The sequence below is a fragment of the Serratia sp. PL17 genome, from assembly GCF_017832355.1.
GTDB lineage: Bacteria > Pseudomonadota > Gammaproteobacteria > Enterobacterales > Enterobacteriaceae > Serratia.
The window spans coordinates 530,740-556,283 of record NZ_JAFIBY010000001.1 but is presented as its reverse complement, the minus strand read 5'-3'; the positions used below and the strand labels follow the sequence as shown (position 1 = coordinate 556,283).

21 protein-coding genes are annotated in these 25,544 nt (G+C 53.1%); 11 read left to right on the top strand and 10 right to left on the bottom strand.

Annotated elements, in window-relative coordinates; genetic code table 11:
* Positions 1-63: 63 nt before the first annotated feature.
* Positions 64-522, bottom strand: coding sequence for a macrodomain Ter protein MatP (gene matP, locus JOE25_RS02600; RefSeq protein ID WP_209632599.1), 459 nt, complete (start codon positions 520-522; stop codon positions 64-66).
* 209 nt (positions 523-731) lie between these two features.
* On the opposite strand from matP, the gene JOE25_RS02595 reads away from it, so the two are divergent.
* The 4 genes from JOE25_RS02595 (at position 732) to fabF (ending at position 4,997) form a co-directional block, all read left to right on the top strand.
* Positions 732-2,483: a Lon protease family protein gene (locus tag JOE25_RS02595; protein WP_209632598.1), complete on the top strand. Its 1,752-nt coding sequence runs from the start codon at positions 732-734 to the stop codon at positions 2,481-2,483.
* 68 nt (positions 2,484-2,551) lie between these two features.
* Entirely contained in the window at positions 2,552-3,070 is a 519-nt protein-coding gene (fabA, locus tag JOE25_RS02590; RefSeq protein WP_012006178.1) for a bifunctional 3-hydroxydecanoyl-ACP dehydratase/trans-2-decenoyl-ACP isomerase, read from the top strand.
* Positions 3,071-3,198: 128 nt separating this feature from the next.
* Positions 3,199-3,726, top strand: a complete 528-nt coding sequence (locus JOE25_RS02585) for a helix-turn-helix domain-containing protein (RefSeq protein ID WP_209632597.1) — start codon at positions 3,199-3,201, stop codon at positions 3,724-3,726.
* Positions 3,723-4,997 (top strand): beta-ketoacyl-ACP synthase II, encoded by a 1,275-nt coding sequence (fabF, locus tag JOE25_RS02580; protein ID WP_209632596.1) that lies wholly within the window; start codon positions 3,723-3,725, stop codon positions 4,995-4,997. Before JOE25_RS02585 ends, fabF begins: the two co-directional genes overlap by 4 nt.
* A gap of 64 nt (positions 4,998-5,061) precedes the next feature.
* On the opposite strand, the gene rmf is transcribed toward fabF, so the two are convergent.
* The 6 genes from rmf to rlmKL form a co-directional block, all read right to left on the bottom strand.
* A complete protein-coding gene (gene rmf, locus JOE25_RS02575; protein ID WP_071827009.1) occupies positions 5,062-5,232 on the bottom strand; it encodes a ribosome modulation factor in 171 nt (56 codons plus the stop codon).
* Between the two features lie 271 nt (positions 5,233-5,503).
* Positions 5,504-6,061, bottom strand: coding sequence for a membrane integrity-associated transporter subunit PqiC (gene pqiC / locus JOE25_RS02570; protein ID WP_209632595.1), 558 nt, complete (start codon positions 6,059-6,061; stop codon positions 5,504-5,506).
* Positions 6,058-7,704 (bottom strand): intermembrane transport protein PqiB, encoded by a 1,647-nt coding sequence (pqiB, locus tag JOE25_RS02565; RefSeq protein ID WP_209632594.1) that lies wholly within the window; start codon positions 7,702-7,704, stop codon positions 6,058-6,060. The genes pqiC and pqiB overlap by 4 nt, the downstream gene beginning before the upstream one ends.
* Positions 7,691-9,007, bottom strand: coding sequence for a membrane integrity-associated transporter subunit PqiA (pqiA, locus tag JOE25_RS02560; protein WP_209632593.1), 1,317 nt, complete (start codon positions 9,005-9,007; stop codon positions 7,691-7,693). Before pqiA ends, pqiB begins: the two co-directional genes overlap by 14 nt.
* Positions 9,008-9,081: 74 nt before the next feature.
* A complete protein-coding gene (locus JOE25_RS02555; RefSeq protein WP_209632592.1) occupies positions 9,082-10,986 on the bottom strand; it encodes an ABC transporter ATP-binding protein in 1,905 nt (634 codons plus the stop codon).
* 5 nt (positions 10,987-10,991) lie between these two features.
* Positions 10,992-13,112 carry a bifunctional 23S rRNA (guanine(2069)-N(7))-methyltransferase RlmK/23S rRNA (guanine(2445)-N(2))-methyltransferase RlmL gene (gene rlmKL / locus JOE25_RS02550; protein WP_209634159.1) on the bottom strand — a complete coding sequence of 707 codons (2,121 nt, stop codon included), beginning with the start codon at positions 13,110-13,112 and terminating at the stop codon, positions 10,992-10,994.
* 103 nt (positions 13,113-13,215) lie between these two features.
* Here rlmKL and JOE25_RS02545 point away from each other — a divergent pair, with 103 nt between their 5' ends.
* Positions 13,216-14,319 (top strand): YcbX family protein, encoded by a 1,104-nt coding sequence (locus JOE25_RS02545; protein ID WP_209632591.1) that lies wholly within the window; start codon positions 13,216-13,218, stop codon positions 14,317-14,319.
* Positions 14,320-14,325: 6 nt separating this feature from the next.
* Here JOE25_RS02545 and JOE25_RS02540 read toward each other — a convergent pair whose 3' ends face one another.
* The gene (locus JOE25_RS02540) at positions 14,326-14,874 is read right to left on the bottom strand and encodes a cell division protein ZapC (RefSeq protein WP_044549587.1); all 549 of its coding nucleotides are present in this window, start codon (positions 14,872-14,874) and stop codon (positions 14,326-14,328) included.
* A 173-nt stretch (positions 14,875-15,047) separates the two neighbouring features.
* The gene (gene pyrD / locus JOE25_RS02535; RefSeq protein WP_209632590.1) at positions 15,048-16,058 is read right to left on the bottom strand and encodes a quinone-dependent dihydroorotate dehydrogenase; all 1,011 of its coding nucleotides are present in this window, start codon (positions 16,056-16,058) and stop codon (positions 15,048-15,050) included.
* Positions 16,059-16,317: 259 nt separating this feature from the next.
* On the opposite strand from pyrD, the gene ssuE reads away from it, so the two are divergent.
* Genes ssuE through ssuB form a run of 5 tightly spaced genes read left to right on the top strand, consistent with a single transcriptional unit; the run spans position 16,318 to position 20,631 of the window.
* Entirely contained in the window at positions 16,318-16,896 is a 579-nt protein-coding gene (gene ssuE / locus JOE25_RS02530) for an NADPH-dependent FMN reductase (RefSeq protein ID WP_209632589.1), read from the top strand.
* Between the two features lie 25 nt (positions 16,897-16,921).
* Entirely contained in the window at positions 16,922-17,887 is a 966-nt protein-coding gene (locus JOE25_RS02525) for a sulfonate ABC transporter substrate-binding protein (protein ID WP_209632588.1), read from the top strand.
* Between the two features lie 16 nt (positions 17,888-17,903).
* Positions 17,904-19,052 carry an FMNH2-dependent alkanesulfonate monooxygenase gene (gene ssuD / locus JOE25_RS02520; protein WP_209632587.1) on the top strand — a complete coding sequence of 383 codons (1,149 nt, stop codon included), beginning with the start codon at positions 17,904-17,906 and terminating at the stop codon, positions 19,050-19,052.
* An 11-nt stretch (positions 19,053-19,063) separates the two neighbouring features.
* Positions 19,064-19,858 (top strand): aliphatic sulfonate ABC transporter permease SsuC, encoded by a 795-nt coding sequence (ssuC, locus tag JOE25_RS02515; RefSeq protein ID WP_209632586.1) that lies wholly within the window; start codon positions 19,064-19,066, stop codon positions 19,856-19,858.
* Positions 19,855-20,631 (top strand): aliphatic sulfonates ABC transporter ATP-binding protein, encoded by a 777-nt coding sequence (gene ssuB, locus JOE25_RS02510; RefSeq protein ID WP_209632585.1) that lies wholly within the window; start codon positions 19,855-19,857, stop codon positions 20,629-20,631. Before ssuC ends, ssuB begins: the two co-directional genes overlap by 4 nt.
* Before the next feature lie 45 nt (positions 20,632-20,676).
* Here ssuB and pepN read toward each other — a convergent pair whose 3' ends face one another.
* Positions 20,677-23,292, bottom strand: coding sequence for an aminopeptidase N (gene pepN / locus JOE25_RS02505; protein WP_209632584.1), 2,616 nt, complete (start codon positions 23,290-23,292; stop codon positions 20,677-20,679).
* Positions 23,293-23,737: 445 nt separating this feature from the next.
* Between pepN and JOE25_RS02500 the strand changes: the two genes are divergently transcribed.
* On the top strand, positions 23,738-25,438 hold the full coding sequence (locus tag JOE25_RS02500; protein WP_209632583.1) for a diguanylate cyclase: 1,701 nt from the start codon (positions 23,738-23,740) through the stop codon (positions 25,436-25,438).
* The last annotated feature ends 106 nt before the right edge of the window (positions 25,439-25,544 follow it).

Here is a 25,544-nt window from a genome sequence, read left to right as displayed (position 1 = left end):
GGGGTTTTTTTTCGTCCAGAACACGTGAGATTAGCAATAACAATGCTCTCGCAGGTTATCAAGTTATTCGTCGTCTTTACCAAGAATCGCTTTTAGATCCTGCTTCAAAAGCGACATCTGGCTCGCATATTTCTCTTTACGTTCCGCATCTTCAATGAGCTGTACCACTGTCTCTGACAATGTTACCCCTCTGCGACGGGCAAGTGCGGCAAGACGTTGCCAAACTAAAAATTCCAGATCGATGGATTTTTTACGCGTGTGTTGATGTTCTGCGTTAAAATGACGTTTACGTCGTGCGCGGATTGTTTGCTTCATCCGGTTATCCAATTCCGGATTCATGTGGCGGCTAATCCACGTAAGCACTTTTACCGGCTCATTTTCCAGTTTAAGCAGCTCGTCAATGGCTTCCTGAGCAACGCTGTTTTCAATGTGACGGGTAATAGCTTCCCCTTCCCGGTGCTTTTTCACCAGGTACTTCCATTTCCAACCGCTCTCCAGATTTTCCAGTTGCTGATATTTCATCGTGAACTCTTCAGTGACCGCGTAACTTTATTAAGCATAACAGCTTTGCGCCGAATTTCCCTGGCAATTGAGCCCTCTTTTAGACTGTTTTTTGCACAGTCGCCTCGTGATGTCAAACTCCCTGACACCAACTTCTACTCTGCATGTATCAAGCTGCCGTTATTCTTGTATAATCGCCCTTTCCCTTTTTGACGATTGCATCTAACACTTTGACCAATAACCGACTTGAATGGCAATCACTGTTGCCGGACGTTACGCCTTATCAAGCGATATTTGATACCGCCGCGCAGTTGGCTCCCGTGTCCTTTGCCTCTATTCAGCCACGTCTGGAAAATGCACTGACGCTGTTTTGCCACCCACAATCGCCACCGCGTTTCATGCTGTTGAAAGCGCAGGAGACGCGTGAGTATTTGGCGCTGATCGCCCATGCGGTTGAGCAACTGCAACCTAACAATATGGCGTTCAAGGGCAGTCACTATGTGATCCAAGGTAGCAAGGTAAGTGTAGAACCTGCCAGCCGCGGTGATGAGCCATTTTCCGCCGGGGGCGCCTGCGTATTTCAGGAGTGGGTTGAACCAGAACAGTTGTTTGGCTGCGTCAGGATCCACAATGGCGAAATCAGCCTGCAACCCGGTCTGGTGCATCAGGCCAATGGCGGTGTACTGATCCTGTCGGCACGTGCCCTGCTAGCCCAGCCGCTGCTGTGGTTGCGTTTGAAGCAGATGATCACCCAACGTCAGTTCCACTGGGTTTCCCCAGATGAAACGCGTCCTTTACCAATCACTATTCCAGCGATGCCGCTGGAGTTGCGGTTGATCGTGGTCGGAGATCGTCACGGTCTTGCCGATTTCCATGATATTGAGCCGGAACTGAGCGAACAGGCAGTCTACGGTGAATACGAAGAAGATCTGCAACTCACCGAAGTTGATGACATGGTTCAATGGTGTGGCTACGTCAATGCACTGATTGATGAAAAGCAACTACCGCCTTTGGCAGCCGATGCCTGGTACCCTCTGATGATACAGGCGGTACGTTACAGTGGCGATCAGGGTAACTTGCCACTATCCCCGCTGTGGCTCGTCCAGCAGCTTTCTGAAGCGGCACTGTATGCCGAAGAAGAAAGCATCACCGCCAAAGCGTTTGAAGCCGCGTTAAATGCGCGTGAGTGGCGTGAAAGCTACCTTGCCGAACGCATGCAGGATGAAATTGAGCTGGGCCAAATCCTGATTGAGACGGAAGGCGAAGTCATCGGTCAGATCAATGGCCTGTCGGTATTAGAGTATCCAGGTCATCCACGCAGTTTCGGTGAGCCCTCTCGTATCAGCTGTGTCGTCCACCTTGGCGATGGCGAATTCACCGACGTCGAGCGTAAGGCTGAGCTTGGCGGTAATCTTCATGCCAAAGGCATGATGATTATGCAGGCGTTTCTGATTTCAGAACTTGAACTAGACCAACCGCTGCCCTTCTCCGCGTCAATCGTCTTTGAGCAATCTTACGGTGAAGTCGATGGCGACAGCGCATCACTCGCTGAATTGAGTGCACTGATCAGTGCACTGTCACTGCAGCCGATCACACAGCAAATTGCGGTTACCGGTTCTGTAGACCAATTCGGTAATGTGCAGCCCATCGGCGGCGTCAACGAGAAGATCGAAGGCTTTTTTGAAGTTTGCCAACGTCGTGGTTTGACGGGCAAACAGGGCATAATCCTGCCCGCAACCAACGTGCGCCATCTGTGTCTACGCCAGGATGTGGTCGATGCGGTACGCGAAGGCCAATTCCATCTGTGGGCTGTCGATAGCGCCGCGGAGGCCTTGCCATTACTCACCGGTTACCCCTACTCTGATGAACAGCAGCCGAATCTATTAGCTGCCATTCAGGAACGGATTGCACAGGTGAATCCGCAGGAGCGTCGGCGCTGGCCATGGCCGCTTCGCTGGCTTAACTGGTTCAACCACGGCTGATCGGACTTGTTCAGCGTACACGTGTAAGCTAATCTGCGCCCTTCAATAAAATAAGGTTTACTGAGAACATGGTAGAAAAACGCGACTCCTATACGAAAGAAGACCTCGAAGCATCCGGCCGTGGCGAGCTGTTTGGCGCTGGTGGCCCACCGTTGCCGGCAGGTAACATGTTGATGATGGACCGCGTGGTCAAAATGACCGAAGACGGCGGTACGCACAACAAGGGTTATGTGGAAGCGGAACTGGATATCAATCCGGACCTATGGTTCTTTGGTTGCCACTTTATCGGCGATCCGGTGATGCCGGGCTGCCTGGGTCTGGATGCCATGTGGCAATTGGTCGGCTTCTACCTCGGCTGGTTGGGTGGCGAAGGTAAAGGCCGTGCACTGGGCGTGGGTGAAGTTAAATTCACCGGCCAGGTGCTGCCAACCGCGAAGAAAGTGACCTACCGCATTAACTTCAAACGCGTGATCATCCGTAAACTGATTATGGGTGTTGCTGATGGTGAAGTTCTGGTCGACGGCCAGGTCATTTACACCGCAAGCGATCTGAAAGTGGGCCTGTTCAAGGACACTGCTGCGTTCTAACCGCAGTCACGGCGGCCCTTCCCGGTCGCCGTTTATTTTCCCGCCGTGATTATGTTGTGCCTTCATATACGCACATTTATAACGGCCAAATAGTGACTACAATTATTGTAGTTACTGAGAGGTGTGCCATGCAAAAGACCCGTTTTGATAACATGCCATGCCCGGTAGCCCGCTCTCTGGATCGTGTCGGCGAATGGTGGAGTATCCTGATACTTCGCGATGCGTTTCATGGCTTATCCCGCTTTGATGAATTCCAACAGAGCCTTGGGCTTTCGCCCACCATATTGACTCGCCGTCTAAAGGGCCTGGTGGAAAGCGGTATTTTGTATAAACAGCGCTATCAAACACGGCCCGTTCGCTATGAGTATCTGCTCACCGAGCGTGGCAACGATTTTTTTCCCGTGCTTGCTGCGCTGTTTCACTGGGGTAACACCCACTTGGCCGAAGACGGTATTAGCGCAGAATTGGTCGATCGCCGTACAGGACAACCGATACGTGTACAACTGATCGACAGCATCACCCAGCAGCCTGTTGCGCTGCATAATATTACTTTGGCACCAGGGCCTGCGGCGACAGAAGGTATGCGCCAACGCGCAGCCCTGATGCAGCAGAACCTTTCTGCATTCCCCCCAGAATCATCCAAGGAGTCACTATGAACACTCGTCGTATAGTCATTACCGGCATGGGTGCCGTTTCGCCATTGGGATGCGGCGTAGAGGCTATCTGGCAGCGTCTGCTGAAGGGTCAGTCTGGCATTCGCCCATTACCGGAAGAAATCGTTGCTGACCTGCAAGTGAAAGTCGGTGGCCAGGTACCTTCGTTAGAACAAGATGCCGAGGCTGGCTTCGATCCCGATCGTTCTGTTGCGCCAAAAGATCAAAAGAAAATGGATCGCTTCATTCTCCTCGCCATGGCAGCCGCAGATGAGGCTATTCAACAAGCAAGCTGGGTAGCAGACACCGAAGATAAGCAGGAACGCACTGCAACGGTGATCGCCTCCGGCATTGGTGGTTTCCCAGCCATCGCCCAGGCGGTACGCACCACCGACAGCCGAGGTGCCAAACGCTTGTCGCCTTTCACCATTCCTTCTTTCCTGGTGAACCTGGCAGCGGGTCACGTTTCAATTAAACACCAGTTCAAAGGCCCGATCGGTGCCCCTGTGACAGCCTGTGCAGCGGGCGTACAAGCCATCGGCGATGCCGTCCGTATGATTCGTAACGATGAAGCCGATATCGCGCTGTGTGGCGGTACAGAAGCCGCAATCGACACGGTAAGTCTGGGGGGCTTTGCGGCAGCGCGTGCCATGTCTACAGCGCCGGCAGATACTGCAGTGACGGCTTCACGACCTTTTGATAGCGAACGTAACGGTTTTGTTATGGGGGAAGGTGCCGGCATGCTGGTGATTGAAACACTGGAACATGCGCTGGCTCGAGGAGCGACCCCGTTGGCGGAAATTGTTGGCTACGGCACCAGTGCAGACGCCTATCACATGACCTCTGGAGCCGAAGACGGCGACGGTGCCTACCGCGCCATGAAGATTGCCCTCAAGCAAGCAGGCGTAACGCCACAACAGGTACAACACCTGAACGCGCACGCAACATCCACGCCGGTGGGGGATTTAGGGGAAATTAACGCCATTAAACACCTGTTCGGTACAGATGGCGGTATAGCCGTCACCTCGACCAAATCTGCAACGGGTCATTTATTGGGTGCTGCTGGTGGATTAGAGACTATTTTTACCGCGCTGGCACTCCGCGATCAGATTGCACCGGCCACGCTGAATTTGGACAACCCAGACCCGGCTGCTGCAGGGTTACACCTGGTAGCGAAGAAAGCGGAACCAATGGCCATGACCTACGCGCTGTCGAACGGCTTTGGTTTTGGCGGTGTGAATGCCAGTATTTTGCTGAAACGTTGGCAAGGGTAATAGTACCTGAAACAAAAACCTCCGCGCTTGGCGGAGGTTGTTCCTTTTTTTGACAGGGAGCCGCTTAAGCGGTCACAGCCCTGTCTTCCATGGCTTCTCGCCAACCTCCCAGCCACTGAGACCGGGCGTCCACCGATGATTGGTAGGGACAATATTCCCTGGAACGCCCTAAAATACCTGCTTGATAACCTCTCGAATGCGCCCTTTCCAGACGATCGCGTTTCTGTCTCTTCATGCCTCGTTTCCCTCATTTTTTGGTCTGGTGGAAAGAAAACAATGGCTGCTTTTTGCGCAGCCACGTTTAACCAATAGCGCTAAATGACGGGAAGATCAATGCGCAAAATTCACGCCAATGTCATATTTGTGAACTACACACGTAGAATTTGCTAAGTGGCTGATATGCCAAAAATAAGTTAATGCATTGAAATAAAACAAAAATCCCTCCCAACCTGTAAATGTAAAATTTCACGTTGGGAGGGATTAGACTCTTTTAGTACAAATTATGACTAAAAACGACCGGCCTGGGCAGCAATGTCCTGTGCTTCTTGCTGCCACCCTTGTGCCAGCGTTCGCACAAGTGCATCGTAGCCGTCTTCACCCTGCTTCAGTTCCAGGTTGAACGGTCGTTTGGTCAGTTGACCTTGATGGTTCAGCACCCACTCGCCGCGAATAATCGCCTTGCCATCAAAACGCCCATGGAAACCGCTAACGTTGACGTTAAGTACGTCCTGATCGCTGCTCATCGGCTGAGAAGATACGACCCAGCCTGGCATCGCGCCGCTCAAGTTAGTCACCAATGTCTGCTGCAACTGTTGGTCAAGCGGACTGGCCCAGAGGTTGTTCTGGGCGATCACGTACTGCACATCATTAGTTTGGTAAACCACACCACTTTGTGCCAAATAGTCCGCTACGCTTACATGCTCCAGCCACAGTTGGCGCGACGTAGCTCCCCCGCTGACCTGCGCCGGCGTACCCAATGCCGGCAGTTGATAGTAGGTTTTCTGTGGCGTACTGCTACAGGCGCTGAGCAACAGCGCCAGGGCTACCGGAATCCATTTCATCATTTATTGGCCTTCTTCGGCTGAGGATCATTACTGCCCGCGGCTTCAAATACCAGCGCGTTGCTCTTTTCGTTCAGGGTACGCAGCACGGGTTGCAGTTCGCGCAACACCTGATCGAGACGCTGCATATCGCCGACCATCTTGTTGTAGGCCGGTGAACCTGGCTGGAAGCCTTTCATGCTGCGATTCAGTTCCTGCAGCGTTTTCTGCATATCCTGCGGCAGCGCCTTCATTTCTTTGCTGGCAATGATGTCGTTCAGCGATTGCATGGTCTGCTGTGTCGACTTCATGGTCTTCTGGCTTTCCGCCAGCGTTTTGGTCGCCTCATTGATCATCGGATTTAACGGCATCGCGTTGATCTTATCCAACGTCTGCATCAGTTTCTGTTGGATCTGCGCCAGACCGCCGCTGGTGGTCGGCATCAGTGGGTAACCGAACAGCTCGCGCGGCCCTTTCCAGGCTTTTTCTTGCGGGTAGAAATCAAGATCGATATACAGTGAACCGGTCAGCAGGTTGGCTGACTTCAACGCGGCGCGCATCCCACGAGCTTCAGCATCTTTCAGATGCCCTTCAATATCGAAATTGCCACCCAGCTGTTTCTGGAAGCGATCCGGTTCGATCCTGATCAGGACCGGAATACGATAATCGTTATCCAGTCGTTGCATCATGCCTTCTTTATAGAATGGCACCTGCGCCACGGTACCCAAACGGATGCCGCGGAACTCGACTGGCGCACCCGGCTGCAGGCCGCGAATCGAATCGGAGAAGAACATCAGGTAATCTTTGTGTACGGTGTACAGCGAATCCTGGATGCTGCGTTGGTTATCGAACAGCTGATATTCCGTCTTCTCTTTCGCCTGCTCACCGCGATCCCAGCCGTCCGGCACGTCAAAGCTGACGCCGCCGCTGAACAAGGTCGCCAATGAGCCCATTTCTACTCGCATGCCCTGCGCGGACATATCAAAGGCCACGCCGCTGTCTTTCCAGAAGCGAACATTGCTGGTCACAAGTTGATCATAAGGTGCGGAGACAAACAGCTGATAACGCATGGCACGCATTTTCGGATCAAAATAGCTGGTCTCTACCGAGCCGACACGGTAACCGCGGAACAGCACGGGGTCACCGGCATTCAACTGACCCGATTTTTCGCTGTCCAGTATGATGCGCAACCCTTTGGCATCTGGAGACGCCAATGGCGGTGCATCCAGCAGTTGATAGTCACTCTTGCCTGCTTTGCCTTTATTGCCCGGTTGCAGCTCGATATAGGCACCGGAAAGCAACGTGCCCAGACCGGAAACCCCCCCGCGGCCAATCTGTGGCTTCACGACCCAGAAAGCCGAGTCCTGGCGCAACAGTTTTTCCATACCGGAATTAAGGCGCGCCTCGACCACAACCTTGCTCAAGTCTTCGCTCAGCGTGACCGTCTCCACAATACCGACGTCGACACTGCGGCTTTTTATTTTCGTTTTCCCTGCCTCCAGCCCTTCTGCGGTGGTGGTGACCAATGTCACGACCGGGCCTTGGTGGCTAAAATGGTAGAACAGGATCCAGGCGCCGATCAGCGCAGTGACGATGGGGATAATCCACACCGGCGACCAGCGCTTGATCTTTTCAACGTCCGCGACGTTATGATTATTTTCCGTCACCTTGCGGCTCCTTTTTTATCGTTTCATTTACGCGATCCCACGTCAGGCGGGGATCAAACGTCATGGCAGCAAACATAGTGAGGATCACCACCATGGCGAACAACAGCGCGCCAGTAGCCGGGTAAATACTCATCAATTGTCCCATCCGTACCAATGCCGAGAGTACGGCAATCACAAACACATCGATCATTGACCAGCGGCCAACGAACTCAACCACTTCATAAATCAGGTGCATCCGTTCGCTATCGGCCCGGGGTTTATGCCTGCCGTTGGCATCCCAACATAGCCAGCCAATCGCCAACATTTTCAATGAGGGTACCATGATGCTGGCAATGAAGATCACCATCGCCACCGGATAAGAGCCTTCTCCCCACAGCAGGATCACCCCAGCCATGATGGTTGAGGTAATTTTATTACCCAGCGCCTCAGTGACCATGATAGGCAGCAAATTCGCCGGAAGATACAGCATGATCGAGGTGACAAGCAGTGCCAACGTCCATTGTAGGCTGTGACGGCGGCGAACGTAGCCCTTGGTATGGCACCGTGGGCAGCGGGTCAGTTCAGCCGGCAAGATCGCCGTGCAGCATTGGCACGAACGCAAGCCCTGGCGCAATCCGATACGGCCTACCGTCATGGGACGATCGTGTCGCGGCGCCGGTTCAATATCATTCCATAACCAGCGGCGGTCGACGCACTGGAAAGCTCGCACCTGCAACAGGCAAAACAGGCAATAAGGCACAAAGCTGCTGCCTACGCCAATATCACCGTAAGCCATCAGCTTAACGAAGCTGACCAGCACCCCGGCCAGAAAAATCTCCACCATGCACCAGGTTTTAAACTGGAACAGCAGTTTGGCCATCCACTCTTTCAGGCCGATAGGAATAGGTACCCTGGCACACAAAAGAATGATCGCCACCATGCAAAATGCCGGGATCAGTTGAACGAACACCATAAACAGCGTGGCCATGCTGGCGTAGTCTTCCGCCACCATCACCTGCGGGATCTGGATCAGTTTGATTTCGTTACCGAGACCGGCAACACGCATATTAATAAAAGGGAAAATATTCGCCAGCAACAGCATGAACAATGCACTGAGGGCGTAGCCGATCGGCCGCTTACGCGGTTCATCCCAGCGGGAGCTGAGCGTCGTTTTACAACGCGGGCATACCGCTTTTGAACCATAGGCCAGCGGCGGCAATGCCACCAGCATGTCGCACTGCGGACACAGCATCAGGTTGTCCTGTTGCTGTTGTACGTGCGTTGCGTGGCTGTGCTGCTCGTGATTCTCGTGGGAACACACCATAATCCTCCTTAACAACGTAGCTCACCGGTACGGCAATACCGCCCGCAGCAGCGCGCGGGCGGTATTCTCAGCGGTTAGCCGTTTTTCATCGCTTCCAGCTCTTCCCAGCGGGCAAACGCCTCTTCCAGCGCCCCTTCGGCTGCGGCCAGTGCCGTCAGTACCTGCTGTGTTTCACTGTGGGGACGCGTGAAGAAGTCCGCATCGCTCATTTGCGCTTGCAACGCTGTAATTTCCGTTTCCAACTGTTCAAGGCGCTGCGGTAACTGTTCCAGCTCACGTAACAAGTTATAGCTCAGTTTAACGGCAGGTTTCTTCGACTGTTCAGCCTTTTTTTCCGCCGCCGGCTTGTTCTGCTCGGCCGCTACCTGACGGATCGGTTTTGCCGTCGCACGTTGGTGGTGTGCGTCGTAGTAACCGCCGACAAAGGTGCTGATCACACCGTTGCCTTCAAAGATCCAGCACTCGGTCACGGAGTTATCAACGAATTGACGATCGTGGCTCACCAACAGCACGGTGCCTTGATAACCGTCGATCAGCTCTTCCAGCAACTCCAGCGTTTCGACGTCAAGATCATTGGTTGGTTCATCGAGAATCAATAAGTTACTTGGTTTCAGGAACAACTTGGCCAGCAACAGGCGATTACGCTCCCCACCTGACAAGGCTTTCACCGGTGTCATCGCGCGTTTCGGGTGGAACAAGAAGTCCTGTAAATAGCCCAGCACGTGACGGGAACGGCCGTTGACCATCACTTCCTGCTTGCCTTCTGCCAGGTTGTCCATCACCGTACGTTCCGGATCCAGTTCGGCACGGTGTTGGTCGAAGTAAGCGACTTCCAGCTTGGTCCCGCAATGCACGCGACCACTGTCGGCTTTCAACTGGCCCAGCATCAGTTTCAGCAGCGTCGTTTTACCGCAGCCATTTGGGCCGACTAACGCAATTTTGTCACCACGCTGTACCTGCGCTGAGAAATCACGCACCAGCACTTTACCGCCAACCTGATAGTTAACGTTTTCCATCTCAAACACGATCTTGCCAGAGCGTACAGCCTCTTCCACCTGCATCTTGGCGGTGCCCATGACTTCACGGCGTTCCGAACGCTCGTTACGCAATGCCTTCAGTGCACGTACACGGCCTTCGTTACGGGTGCGGCGCGCTTTGATGCCTTGACGAATCCACACCTCTTCCTGCGCCAGCTTACGGTCGAATTCTGCGTTTTGCAGCTCTTCCACTCGCAGCGCTTCTTCTTTGCTCAGCAGGTATAAATCGTAGTTACCCGGCCAGGACACCAGCTTGCCGCGATCGAGATCGACAATGCGCGTTGCCATATTACGGATAAAGGAACGGTCGTGGGAAATGAACACGATGCTGCCCTGGAATTCCTTCAAGAACCCTTCCAGCCAGTCAATCGTTGTAATATCCAGGTGGTTGGTCGGTTCATCAAGCAACAGCACGCGCGGGGAGCTCACCAGTGCGCGGCCCAGCGCCGCTTTACGCAACCAACCGCCGGAGAGAGAAGAAAGCTCTGCATCGCCGTTCAGACCCAACTGCAACAGCACTTCGCTGATACGGCTGTCGAGCTGCCACAGACCCTGGTGATCGAGGATCTCCATAATCTGCGCCATGCGCGTCAGGTTCTTTTCGCTTGGATCGGTTTCCACCAAATGCGAGATCGCATGATACGCTTTCAGGTGTTCCGCCTGTTCGGCCACGCCTTCCGCCACAAAGTCGAAGACTGTGCCACCGATATTGCGCGGTGGATCCTGCTGCAGACGCGCCACAATCAGATCTTGCTCATAAATCACCCGGCCGTCATCCAACGGAATTTCTTTACCGAGGATCTTCAGCAGCGTGGACTTACCGGCGCCATTGCGCCCAACCAGACAAACACGTTCGTTGTCTTCAATATGAATTTCGGTGTTATCTAAAAGCGGTGCATCGCTGAAGGACAACCAGGCACCGGACATGCTAATTAACGACATAGTAATTATTTTCCTTCGCTGGCATGGGTAACCAGCCAGCAGTTATGAATTTGACGGTTACGGGCAAAATCCTGTGACTGGGTCTGGGCGGTAATTTCTTTCGCCTCCAGACCCAATGCGCTCAGGCCGGCCATATCCATCTGGAAACCGCGTTTGTTATTCGAGAACATAATGGTCCCGTTACGACGCAGTAACCGTTTCAAATCTTGCATCAGCACCAGGTGGTCGCGCTGAACGTCAAAGGTATTCTCCATCCGCTTGGAGTTGGAGAAGGTCGGCGGATCGATAAAGATCACGTCGAATTGTTCGTCGGCATTTTGTAGCCATGACAGGCAGTCTGCATGGATCAATCTGTGCTGTTTGCCAATCAGACCGTTAACCCGCAGGTTTTTCTCGGCCCATTCCAGATAGGTACGCGACATATCCACCGTGGTGGTGCTGCGCGCACCGCCCAGACCGGCATGCACACTGGCAGTGCCGGTATAAGCAAACAGGTTGAGGAAGTCTTTGCCTTTGCTCATTTCACCCAGCATGCGGCGGGCGATACGGTGGTCAAGGAACAACCCGGTATCGAGATAGTCAGTCAAATTAACCCACAGTTTGGCGTTAAACTCTTCCACCAGCAGGAACTCGCCCTTCTGCGCCAGTTTTTCGTACTGATTCTTGCCCTTCTGACGTTCACGGGTTTTGAGGATCAGCTGATTGGAAGGCAGCTCCAGCACTGCCAGCGTGGCGTTGATCACATCGAACAGACGCTGACGAGCTTTCTGCGCATCGATCGTTTTTGGCGGTGCGTACTCCTGCACCACGACCTTGCTGCCGTAGCGATCCACGGCCACGTTATAGTCCGGCAAGTCAGCATCATACAAGCGATAACACTCAATACCCTGCTGTTTGGCCCACTTATCGAGCTTCTTCAAGTTCTTGCGCAGACGGTTAGCAAAATCTTCCGCTACCTGCACACCACCAGTACCCTGTGGATTTTCCGCCAGTTGGTAATTTTTCTGTACGCAGTCCAACGGGCCGTTTTTAGCCTTGAACTGGCGCTCAGCACGCAACTGCAAACAGCTCAGCAGCTCTGGCGAAGCGCTGAACAGCGATAACTGCCAGCCACCGAACGCGCTCTTCATGATCCGACCCAGCATATTATGCAAGGCGATCAGTGCCGGTTCGCTTTCCAGGCGCTCACCGTAAGGCGGGTTGCAAATCACGGTGCCCGTCGGGCCTTCCGGCAACGGGTTGGTCAGTTTGGCAACGTCGTTGACGTTAAAGGTGATCAGTTCAGCAACGCCGGCACGACGGGCATTTCCGCGGGCCATTTCTATCACCCGGCGATCAATGTCAGAACCAAAGAAACGCGAAGTGGTTTCCTGCAAACCGCGACGTGCACGCACCTGCGCTTCGGTGATCACTTCACGCCACAGATCGGCGTTGTGGCCATTCCAGGCGGTAAAGCCCCAGTGCTGGCGGTGTAGGCCTGGTGCACGATCCGAAGCTATCATGGCCGCTTCGATCAACAACGTGCCTGAACCGCACATGGGATCCAGCATCGGGGTACCTGGCTGCCAGCCGGAACGCTGGACAATCGCCGCCGCCAGGCTTTCTTTTAGCGGTGCCTGGCCGGTAAGGTCGCGGTAACCACGCTGATGCAGGCCCTCACCACTCAGATCGAGCGCTACGCTGGCCATATCGCGCTGCAGGAACACGTTGACGCGGATATCCGGCTGTTGCTTGGCAACCGTTGGACGCTGATCCATCTTGCGGGTAAAGCTGTCGACAATGGCGTCTTTAACTTTCAACGCGCCGTACTGACTGTTGCGGATCTCTTCGTTAACGCCACTGAAGTGAACGGCAAAGGTTTTATCCACGCCAAAAATGTTCGTCCAGTCAATCGCCTGTACGCCCAGATACAGATCCAGATCGCTGTGCACACGGAATTCATTCAGCGGCAGCAAAATACGTGAGGCCAGACGGCTCCACAGCAAGCTTTGGTACAGAAGACGATCGTCACCCTGAAAATGTACCCCACCCTGCACTACTTTACAGGCGTGAGCGCCCAGCGCTTCCAGTTCGCTTTTTAACAGTTCTTCCAGTCCACGCGCCGTGCTGGCAAACAGAGAGTTCATATCGTACTTATCACCAAAAAGAAAATTGTTGCGCATTATAGCTAATCCAGACCGCTTGTCATAAAGTTGCTCCCTTCTATTTAATAATCGCACGGGGATAAGGGTGATTACGCTTTCGAAACTCTACGTTCATCCGGTGAAATCGCTTCGTGGTTTGCAGCTTTCTCACGCGCAAGTTTCCAGTAGCGGTCTGGCTTTTGATCGCACTTTTATGATCACCGAACCGGATGGCACCTTTATTACGGCGCGCCAATATCCGCAGATGGTGATGTTCACTCCAGCACTGCTCCCCGATGGGCTGTTCCTGACCGCGCCGGACGGCGAAAGCGCCGCCATCCGCTTCAGTGATTTCGCCCCCGAGGCACAGCCGACAGAGGTCTGGGGCAACCATTTCACCGCCTTGATTGCACCGCAGCCCATTAACGATTGGCTAAGCGGTTACTTTCAGCGCGACGTGCAGCTGCGCTGGCTCGGCCCAGAACTCACCCGTCGCGTTAAAAAGCACCCGGAAATCCCCCTTTCCTTCGCCGACGGTTACCCTTATCTGCTGATTAACGAAGCCTCATTCAACGATTTGCAACAGCGCTGCCCAGGTAGTATCAAACTGGAGCAATTCCGCCCCAATCTCGTGGTGACGGGTGCCAGTGCGTGGGCAGAAGATGGTTGGCAGGTGATCCGCGTCGGTGACGTCATGTTTGATCTGGTAAAACCCTGCAGCCGCTGCGTACTGACTACCGTGAGCACCGAACGCGGCCGTAAACATCCGAGCGGTGAACCACTCAGCACCCTGCAGAAATTCCGCACTGCTGACAACGGCGATGTTGATTTTGGCCAAAATATGGTGGCGCGCAACAGCGGTATTATCCGCGTTGGCGATACGGTGGAAGTCCTGTCCACTAAACCTGCACGCCCTTATGGCGCGGGTAAAGTCGTTGAAAGCCTTCAGGCACCGCAGGACAGTGCGCACAGCGTTACCATTGAATACGAAGGAAAGGTGTTTACCGGCAATAATCAGCAGATTTTGTTGGAGCAGTTGGAACAGCAAGGGCTCCGCGTGCCTTATTCATGCCGTGCGGGTATTTGCGGGAGCTGTCGCATCACCTTGGTCAGTGGGGAAGTGGCACCGCTGAAGAAAAGCGCAGTAGCCAACAATGGCACCATTCTCTGCTGCAGCTGTATTCCAAAAAGCGATCTGACGCTGGCGTAATCGGCCTTATACCGCCCTGTCGTAAGCCGGGGCTGAGGCCTCATCCTGCGCACAGGGTTTAAGTCTATCGTGCATGACTTTGATGGCATCGCCCAGGACCATGGTACGACCTGCAACTGAAAGTTGGTTTTGTGCCAGCAAGCACAGGCTGGCGTTATCGCCGGCTTCTACCACCAGCAGGCGGGCTTCAACGCCGCTTTCCATCACCTTCACCGCCGCAAGCTCACCATTCTTGGGTTGCAACGGATAATGTTGCTGAGAAAAATGCCAGCTTTTCGGCATCAAGGGTTTCAAGAACCGATAAGCCACCAGGGCATTTAATACCAGTTCTGCACGTTGCTCGTGGCTGAGTTTTATCTGTTTACACTGCTCTTCATAATTAAAATAAAGCGCCGCATCATCCACGCAAAAAGAGCATTCATCGAAAGCATCAGGCGTTAACATTTTGGCAGGGAAACGCGAACGAAAGATCATACCATTAGCTAAATCCAGCATTAGCCGATCGTGCTCGGCGTCAAAATACCAACGCCAATTATCGTCAGGTTTTATCTTCATCTCTTATCCTTCTGCTGCCCATGCCACGCTGTATTTACCTAAAAGGTGATTTTATCACCGCTAAAATCGCTTAAACATCGGATAATTCCGCGAACGATATTTATGCTAGTGGACAAAATATAGACGAGCCGGGAGAAGAAATAAACCCCCGGCCGAAAATGAAAGGAAAAATATTAGATGTAGTTAACGATATCTTTAATCAGGCGCGGACCTTTGAAGATAAATCCGGAATAAATTTGCACCAAGGAAGCCCCAGCTGCCATTTTTTCACGTGCCGCCATCAGGGAATCAATTCCGCCAACACCAATGATCGGCAAACGCCCTTGCAGTTCGTGTGACAAACGGCGGATCACGTCGGTGCTGCTCGCTTGTAATGGACGACCACTTAGGCCCCCCATTTGCTCGCAATAATTCAGCCCCTGGATCAATTTTCGATCCAAGGTGGTATTGGTCGCGATCACACCATCGATATTATGGCGAACCAAACTGTCGGCTATTTGGATCAATTCTTCTTCAGAAAGATCCGGTGCGATCTTAACAGCGACTGGCACATATTTGTGATGGCGCGCATGCAATTCCTGCTGCTTATTTTTAATCGCGGCCAGAAGATCGTCCAACGCGTCTCCGTACTGTAAAGAACGTAATCCCGGAGTATTGGGTGACGAAATGTTGATCGCGATATAACCGGCATACGGATACACTTTATCCATACAGATCAGATAATCGTCTTTTCCTTGCTCAACCGGGGTATCTTTATTCTTGCCAATATTAATCCCCAGAATACCGCCGAAATGAGATTTCTTAACGTTTTCAACCAGATTATCAACACCCTGGTTATTAAAGCCCATGCGGTTGATCAACCCTTCAGCTTCCACAACGCGGAACAGACGCGGTTTATCATTCCCCGACTGCGGGCGCGGCGTCACAGTCCCGACTTCGACAAAGCCAAAACCCATAGCACCGAAGGCATCGATACATTCACCGTCTTTATCCAGACCGGCGGCCAAACCCAATGGGTTTTTAAAAGAGAGCCCCATGCAGCTTACCGGCTTGGTCGGCACTGCCTGACGAATAAGGAATTCTAACGGGGTGCCGGTAACGCGGCGAAGCTGTTGAAAAGTCAATTCATGCGCACGCTCGGGATCGAGCTGGAACAGCGCTTTTCTGATGAGGGGGTAGTACATGTACTCTCCTGATTTCCCGGTTGCAAACCGGGGGCATATTATCCGGTATCCCCTGCCCAATTGGAATTGATTAAAAGCAAAAAAAGCGTTTTTTACGCAACCGTTTTCCCTCGCCAGGGTTCAAACCACCGCCAATCCGTATTTGCGCATATCAAAATCAAAAAATGAGATTTAAGTAACCCGCCCTTTTGCTGATAGGTTTAAAACACTTCTCGATAATTTACTCATTAAACCTAACTTTTAGTTATAAGGAGTGGCAATGCGCGTTATATCACTGGCCGGCAGTCCTCGTATCCCATCACGATCAGCGGCACTGCTTTCCCTGAGTAAAAGTTGGTTACAACAGCAAGGCGTGGAAGTGATCCCCTACACCCTGCACGACTTTGACGCCGAGGATTTGCTGTATGCCAACTTTAACAGCCCCGCAATCAAAGCCTTCACTGAGCAACTGGCGCAGGCTGACGGCCTGTTGGTCTCTACGCCAGTGTATAAAGCATCATTTTCCGGTGCACTGAAAACACTGCTGGACCTGCTGCCCGAACGCGCGCTGGACCATAAGGTGGTATTGCCCCTAGCCACCGGCGGTTCCATTGGCCATATGTTGGCAGTGGATTACGCCTTAAAACCCGTGCTGGCGGCATTGAAAGCTCAGGAGGTGTTGCACGGGGTGTTTGCCGATGACAGCCAGATCGTGCTGGACGGTGAAAAGGTCACCCTGTCCGAGAACCTGGCAGCCCGGTTGGAGGAGGCCTTGGAAAGCTTTTATCTGGCCCTCGGTCGCCGTAAACCCCCAAGGGTAAAGATCTCCCCGACCCTGCTTACACGCCAAACCGCCTGACAGCACAGTATATAAGGAAATACGCATGAAACGACTTTCTTCTCTGGGACGTTGGCTGGGTACCAGCGCATTGGCAGGCATCATCTCACTGGCGTGGATCAATACGGCCAACGCTCAGGATCCGGCGCAGTTCCGCATCGGCTACCAAAAAGGATCGATTAGCCTGGTATTGGCTAAGTCCCACAACCTGTTGGAACAACGGTTTCCCCATACCAAAATCAGTTGGATCGAATTCCCCGCCGGTCCGCAAATGCTCGAAGCGCTGAACGTGGGCAGCATCGATTTAGGCAGTACGGGGGATATTCCGCCGATATTCGCCCAGGCCGCCGGTGCAGACCTGCTGTATGTCGGTGTGGAACCACCAAAGCCCAAGGCGGAGGTGATCCTGGTGCCGGAAAACAGCCCAATCAAAACCGTCGCGGATCTGAAGGGCCGCAAAGTCGCTTTTCAGAAGGGTTCCAGCTCCCACAATTTGCTGTTGCGCTCACTACAAAAAGCAGGGCTGAAATTCACCGATATTCAGCCTATCTATCTGACCCCTGCTGATGCCCGCGCCGCCTTCCAACAAGGTAACGTCGATGCCTGGACCATTTGGGATCCGTACTATTCCGCTGCCTTGTTGCAGGGTGGCGTGCGAGTACTGGGTGACGGTACCGACCTTAATCAAACCGGATCGTTCTACCTTGCCGTGCGCCCTTATGCCGAAGCTAACGGGCCGTTCATTCAACACGTGCTCGATGTACTGACACAGGCCGATGCACTGACCCGCAGCGATCGGGCGCAAAGCGTCACACTGTTGGCAAACGCGATGGGCCTGCCGGAGAAAGTGATCTCCGCCTATCTGGATCACCGCCCGCCAACGTCGATTAAGCCTTTGGACGCACACACCATTGCCGCTCAGCAGCAAACTGCCGATCTGTTTTATGCCAATCATTTGGTGCCCGTGAAAGTCGACATTTCTCAGCGCATCTGGCACCCAAGCGCACAATAATTTAGGAGAACCTACAATGAGCCTGAACGTATTCTGGTTTTTACCCACTCATGGTGACGGCCACTATCTGGGCAGTACTGAAGGTGCCCGCAGTGTCGATTACGGCTATTTACAGCAAATCGCCCAAGCAGCTGACCGACTGGGTTTCGGCGGTGTATTGATCCCGACCGGCCGTTCATGCGAGGACTCTTGGCTGGTGGCAGCGTCACTGATCCCGGTCACTCAACGGTTGAAGTTCCTGGTGGCGTTACGACCCGGCATCATTTCACCCACGCTGGCAGCGCGTCAGGCTGCGACGCTGGATCGCCTCTCCAATGGCCGTGCACTCTTTAACCTGGTTACCGGCGGCGATCCTGAGGAATTGGCGGCGGAGGGCCTGCATTTAAATCACGAAGAGCGTTATGAGGCCTCCGCAGAGTTCACCCACGTCTGGCGCAAGGTGCTGGAAGGCGAAATCGTCGATTTCAACGGTAAACATATTCAGGTGAAGGGCGCAAAACTGCTGTACCCACCGGTACAACAGCCACGCCCACCGCTCTATTTTGGCGGTTCTTCCGCCGCCGCGCAGGATCTGGCAGCCGAGCAGGTTGAAATGTACCTCACCTGGGGTGAGCCTCCGGCGCAGGTTAAAGAAAAGATCGCCGAGGTGCGTGCCAAAGCGGCAGCCAAAGGCCGCAAGGTCCGTTTTGGTATACGCCTGCACGTGATCGTACGTGAAACCACAGAAGAAGCCTGGCGGGCCGCCGATCGGTTAATCGCCAATCTCGATGAGAAGACGATTGCCGACGCACAGAAGGCTTTTGCCCGATTTGACTCCGTTGGACAACAACGCATGGCGGCATTGCACGGCGGCAAGAAAGACCATCTGGAGATCAGTCCCAATCTGTGGGCCGGCGTTGGCCTGGTGCGCGGCGGAGCCGGTACCGCACTGGTTGGTGATGGTCCGACGGTGGCGGCACGTATGCAGGAATATGCTGACCTGGGTATCGATACCTTTATCTTGTCCGGTTATCCACATTTGGAAGAAGCCTACCGCGTAGGTGAACTGCTGTTCCCCCATCTTGACCTGGTTGAAAACGAAGCGCCCACTCAACGCCGACCGGTCAAAGCGCAGGGAGAAGTGGTGGCCAATATCTATATTCCGCAAAAAGCGTCGCAAAGCTGAGGAGCCGCACTATGGCAAACGGCACACAACGTATCTTGCATCGTCTCGCCCCTTGGGCATTGCCGATAGCGCTGGTGGTTATCTGGCAAATCTCCGTTGAGGCGGGCTGGCTGTCGAACCGCATTCTGCCGGCACCAAGCGCCGTCGTTACCGCCTTTTGGACGCTGACCAAAAGCGGTGAGCTGTGGCAACACCTGACAATCAGCAGCTGGCGTGCACTGATCGGCTTTAGCATCGGTGGCAGCATTGGGCTTGTGCTGGGTTTTATTACCGGCCTGTCACGCTGGGGCGAACGCCTGCTAGACAGTTCCGTGCAGATGATCCGCAACGTGCCGCATTTGGCGCTGATCCCGCTGGTGATTTTGTGGTTTGGCATCGATGAGTCAGCCAAGATCTTTCTGGTCGCGTTGGGCACCCTCTTCCCTATCTATCTCAACACTTATCACGGCATCAAGAATATCGATCGCGGCCTGCTTGAAATGGCGCGCAGCTATGGCCTGAGCGGTTTCCAGTTATTTACCCAGGTGGTTTTACCGGGTGCTCTGCCTTCGATCATGGTCGGCGTTCGTTTCGCCTTAGGTTTTATGTGGCTCACGCTGATCGTGGCGGAAACCATTTCAGCCAACTCGGGGATCGGCTATCTGGCGATGAATGCCCGTGAATTCTTACAGACAGATGTCGTGGTGGTCGCCATTGTGCTGTATGCCTTACTCGGCAAGTTGGCTGACGTCAGTGCACAACTGCTGGAACGCATCTGGTTACGCTGGCATCCGGCCTACCAACTGAAACAAGGAGAAGCGCTATGACGGCTCCCGCCCGTATTCCCCAAGGTACCCCAGTCACGCTGGAGTCCATTGCCAAGCGCTACGGTAACCGCACGGTGCTAGAGAATATTCAGTTGCGCATCAGCGCTGGCCAGTTTGTCGCCGTCGTCGGTCGCAGTGGCTGCGGAAAAAGCACGCTGCTACGTCTGATGGCCGGGCTGGAGAAAGCCACCAGCGGCGCATTGCTGAGCGGTAATGCACCGCTCGCCAGCGCCAGAGAGGATACACGTCTGATGTTTCAGGATGCGCGCCTGCTGCCTTGGAAAAAAGTGATCGACAACGTCGGACTCGGGTTACGGGGCCAGTGGCGAGAAGACGCGTTACACGCATTGAACGCAGTGGGATTAGCCGATCGCGCCAATGAGTGGCCCGCGGCACTGTCCGGCGGCCAAAAACAGCGGGTGGCTTTAGCACGTGCGCTGATCCACCGTCCACGCCTGTTGCTGTTGGATGAACCTTTGGGGGCCTTGGATGCGTTAACGCGGATTGAAATGCAGGGGCTGCTCGAAGGGCTATGGCAACAGCATGGTTTCACCGTGTTATTGGTGACGCATGATGTCAGTGAGGCCATTGCGCTGGCAGATCGGGTGATTTTAATTGAGGAAGGACGCATCGGGTTGGATTTGACCATTGATCTGCCGCGACCACGCCGAAAAGGATCGCGTAAATTGGCAGAACTGGAGGCCGAAGTGTTGGACAGAGTGCTGTCTCCGCCCTCACCGCTGGCTGAAACTTCACGACGTATCGCGAATTAGACAAGGGACGGCATTAGATCATGCCGTCCCTTTGTCCTTTTACCGTTACGCGTCGAGTGCCTTACTGATCTTCTCGAACAGGTCGCCGGACAGGTTCTCGAGCCCTTTCAACTGTTCAAGCGCTTTACGCATCAGCGCCTGACGCGAAGCATCATAGCGCTTCAGACGGATCAGCGGCTCGATCAAGCGGGCAGCAATTTGTGGGTTACGCTGGTTCAAATCACTGAGGATCTCGGCCAGGAACTGATAACCGCTGCCGTCTGCGGCATGGAATGCCGCCGGATTCGCTGATGCAAATCCGCCGATCAACGAGCGAGTGCGGTTTGGGTTGCTCAGGCTAAATGAGCGGTGTTTCAGCAAGCTGCGCACGTTGGACAGCACGTCTGCCGCAGGGCTGGTTGCCTGCAGAACAAACCATTTGTCCATCACCAGACCATCCTGGTGCCAACGCTCATCAAATGCCGTTAACAACGCATCACGGCACGGCAACTGCGCGGCCACCGCGGCAGCCAACGCCGCCAGAGAATCGGTCATGTTGTCCGCCTGACGGTATTGCTCCGACACCAAACGATCGGCTAGCACTTCGTCGCCAAAGGCCAGGTACCCCAGGCACACATTGCGCAGGGAGCGTTTGGCAATATCCGCGTGTTCCACCCGATAACCGTCGGTTTTGTTGGCGTTATACACCGCCAGCCACTCATCGGCCATTTCCTTCGCCAGGCAACGGACGATCGCTTCATGTACCGCGGCAATGGCTTCAGGATCGATAGTAGCGAACAGTTCGGCCATTTCGCTTTCAGAAGGCAATGTCAGGATCTGCGCGGCCAGCGCCGGATCCAGAGCCTCATCCAGCAACACCGCGCGGAAAGCATCAGCAACGTGCAGCGGCAGCGACAACGGCTGTTTCTGCTGGTGTCTCGCCACATTCAGCTTGATGTAGGTAGCCAGCAAGCTCTGTGCCGCATCCCAACGCGCAAAGTCATTACGGGCGTGCTGCATCAGGAAGGTCAGTTGCTGATCGCTGTACGGGTAATCCAGCTTCACCGGCGCCGAGAACTCACGCAATAAAGACGGTACAGGTTGGTGTGCGACACCGTCAAACACAAAGGTTTGTTCGGCTTCGGTGATGTTCAATACGTTATTGATCGCCGAACCGTCTTTCTGCAGAGCAATGACATTGCCTTCTGCATCGTACAATTCGATATCCAGTGGAATATGCAGCGGCAACTTCTCTGGTTGATCCGCAGTCGGTTCCGTTTTTTGGCTGACATGCAGGCGGTACTGCTGATGTTCGGCATCGTATTCGTCGCGCACGGTCAGCTGCGGCGTACCGGACTGGCTGTACCAACGTCGGAACAACGACAGATCAACGTTGGACGCGTCTTCCATTGCCTGAACAAAATCATCACAGGTAGCCGCACTGCCATCATGACGTTCGAAATACAGCTGGATGCCTTTCTGGAATTGCTCTTCACCCAACAGCGTATGCATCATGCGGATCACTTCAGATCCTTTCTCATACACGGTTAAGGTGTAGAAGTTGTTCATTTCGATAACTTTGTCCGGGCGAATGGCGTGCGCCATCGGACTGGCGTCTTCCGCAAATTGCGCGCCGCGCATAACACGCACGTTATCGATACGGTTTACCGGACGTGACCCCAAATCTGAACTGAACTCCTGATCGCGGAATACCGTCAGCCCTTCTTTCAAGCTGAGCTGGAACCAATCGCGGCAGGTCACGCGGTTGCCAGTCCAGTTATGGAAGTATTCGTGGCCAATCACCGCTTCGATATTCAAGTAATCTTTGTCGGTCGCGGTTTCCGCTTTCGCCAGCACATATTTGGAGTTAAAAATATTTAACCCTTTGTTCTCCATCGCCCCCATGTTGAAGAAGTCGACGGCAACGATCATATAAATGTCGAGATCGTATTCCAGCCCAAAACGGGTTTCATCCCATTTCATCGAGTTCTTCAAGGAGGTCATCGCCCAATCGGCGCGATCCAGGTTGCCACGATCAACAAACAGCTCCAACGCAACTTCACGTCCCGAACGGGTCGTGAAGCTGTCCCGCAGTACGTCAAAATCACCGGCAACCAATGCAAACAGATAACAAGGTTTTGGGAACGGATCTTGCCACTGCACCCAGTGACGGCCATCTTCCAGTTCACCCTGCCCAACGCGGTTACCGTTTGACAACAGGAACGGATAACGCGCCTTGTCGGCCACGATACGCGTGGTAAAGCGGGCAAGCACGTCTGGGCGATCGAGGTAATACGTAATGTGGCGGAAACCTTCTGCCTCGCATTGCGTACACAGCGCGTCACCAGACAGATACAGCCCTTCCAGCGCGGTGTTTTTCGCCGGGTGGATATCGTTGACGATGGTCATGGTAAATTGTGCTGGCAGATTCTCGATAACCAGTTTGTTATCCTGTAACTGATAGGCAGTCCACGGCTGACCGTCGATCTCAATACTCACCAGCGTCAGATCTTCACCGTTGAGTGCCAATGGCGCGTCAGCAGCACCTTGGCGCTTAATCTTGCTGACTGCGGTTACGCGAGTTGTCTCTGCATCCAGCTCAAAATCCAGGTCAATATCAGTGATGGTATAATCTGGCGCGCGATAATCGTGGCGATACTTCGCCTGTGGCTGTTGTGTCATAAAAACCCTTTGACGTCTCAGTGAGTTACAGGTGCCAGGCTTTCATCATGCGTTTATTTCGCCATGGGGAAAAAGCAGAAATTTCGATGAGCCTGATTGTAAATAAACTGTATCACAGCTACAAAAAAAACCCAGACATGCCAAGGCACCAGAGCAGAGAAATCGGAGGTGGATCCTGGTATTATCGACGAATCCCCCTGCCAGTCAGGCTCCTGCACCTAATGGAACATCAAAATCAGCATTTAATGCTAAAAGCCCGTGTGGTGTTCATCACGCGCTCAGGTTCTGTTCTTTGATTAAAAAGTTCATTTGTCTCAGCGAGTAGGGCAACCAGCCACTCCCCTGTGGCCCCTACTCGACAGCCATTCCCGCCGGGTATAGATAAGACAGCCTGCGAGCCACAATGGTATAATTGCCCCAACTGGCTCAAGGACGCGCGGCGCACATGAAAGTAAAATATCTGATCTATTTTTTTACCTTTGCCCTGATGTCCTCATTCGCCCTGTTTATTTCCGATGAACTGGTTGAGGCTGAGACCGGTTATCACGACAACCAACTGAACCTGTACAAGATTACCCGCACCAAAGAGATTTCAGAGGCTTTTCAGGCCACGCTGTTAGCGCACCGTTTAAAGCGTTTAAGTCTGATAAACCCGCACATTACCCCAGCGCAGTGGATGAACGCCGATCGCGTGGCGCGTGAAAAAATCGCCCGTTTTCAACCACACCTGAACAGCGAGATATCACAGCAGCTTGGTATACGGCAGAAAATCGCGGCACTTTCCATGCTCAATCTGATGGAGCAATTGTTGAATAATGACAACCTGCAGCTTTCGCAGGTTACCGATGCCAACGCCAATCTGTTCAACATCAATAGCGCCTACTATATTTCCCAAGCCAGTAAGAGCTATTACCGCTACACCTACGACACCCGCATGGTTGATGCCGACGCCTTCCTCTTTCTGGAAGCCGTACGCCTGAATAATCGGCTAAATATGTCCGTGACTGAATTGATCGACCAGGTTATTGACGTCAATACCAACCAACTCGCACGTAAAGACGCTTATCTGAAAGCCATTCAGCTCACCGGGGTATTGAATGCGTTAAGTACCCGGCTAATTTTTGTCAAGCTGACCTATAACGACCTGCAAACCACATTTTTAGTGAATGCGATCCTTGAACAATTGTCAGTAAAACGAATCAGCCGTATCACCGAAGGGCTGTATACCGCCGTGGATACGAACACGAACTACCCCGCCGATGATATCTACCAGTACGTTAATAACCTGAGCGATCTCTCACAACAGCTTTATCAGCGTAGTTTCGAAATGGAAATCGCCGCATCACTGCATAAGATCTATGACAGCCAGACGGCGATTTACGGCATGATTTCCTTAGGTGGGCTGATCACCCTGTTTATTTTTCTACCGACGCTGGTTTATTGTTCAAATATCAGCCGCTGGCTGACGAAAACACATAACAATATTTTGCGCTTATCACGCGGTAATATGAATATCGATCGCAATGAGGTGTTTTACGGTCAAGAGCTGATGGCCATCAGCGATGCCATTAAACAGCTTAAACAGTATCAGATGGAAAAGGTGACACTGGAAAATGAAAAGCACCTGCTGATCAAGGAGCTGGAAGCTTCCTCATATCTTGATCCGTTAACCAATATTTATAATCGCCGTAAGTTTTTTCTCGAGTGTGAGTCTCTGGCGGCCAATAGTTACCCACTGGCCTTCTGTCTGATTGATATTGATAACTTCAAAAACCTCAACGACAATTTTGGCCATCACGTTGGCGACCTTGTACTGGTGGCGTTCGGCAAGTTATTACAAAAGACTTTCCGCTCCAGCGACATTTTCTGCCGTTATGGCGGTGAAGAATTCGCCGTAATCTTGAGTAATTGTACGCTGGAAAATGCGCGTGAAGTCATGTCAACGCTACGCGAGCTGACTCACCAACTCACCCTGACATTAGCCAATGGGCAAGAAGTCCGTTTCACCACCAGTTGCGGCATTGCTCAGGTGTGTGACATTCGGCTGTTGCCGACGGCGATCAAACAGGCAGATGAAGCCCTCTATTTCTGCAAGAATAACGGCAAAGACCGGGTTGGCATTCATACACCAACCGGTTTTATCTGAATTGTTGTTTAAAATAATTAACATTATAATTTTTATGACTAATTAGGCTAAGTCATTCACCTTACAGGTGAATCTGGCTTTTCTGCCTGTGTCCTGACGGCAAGGC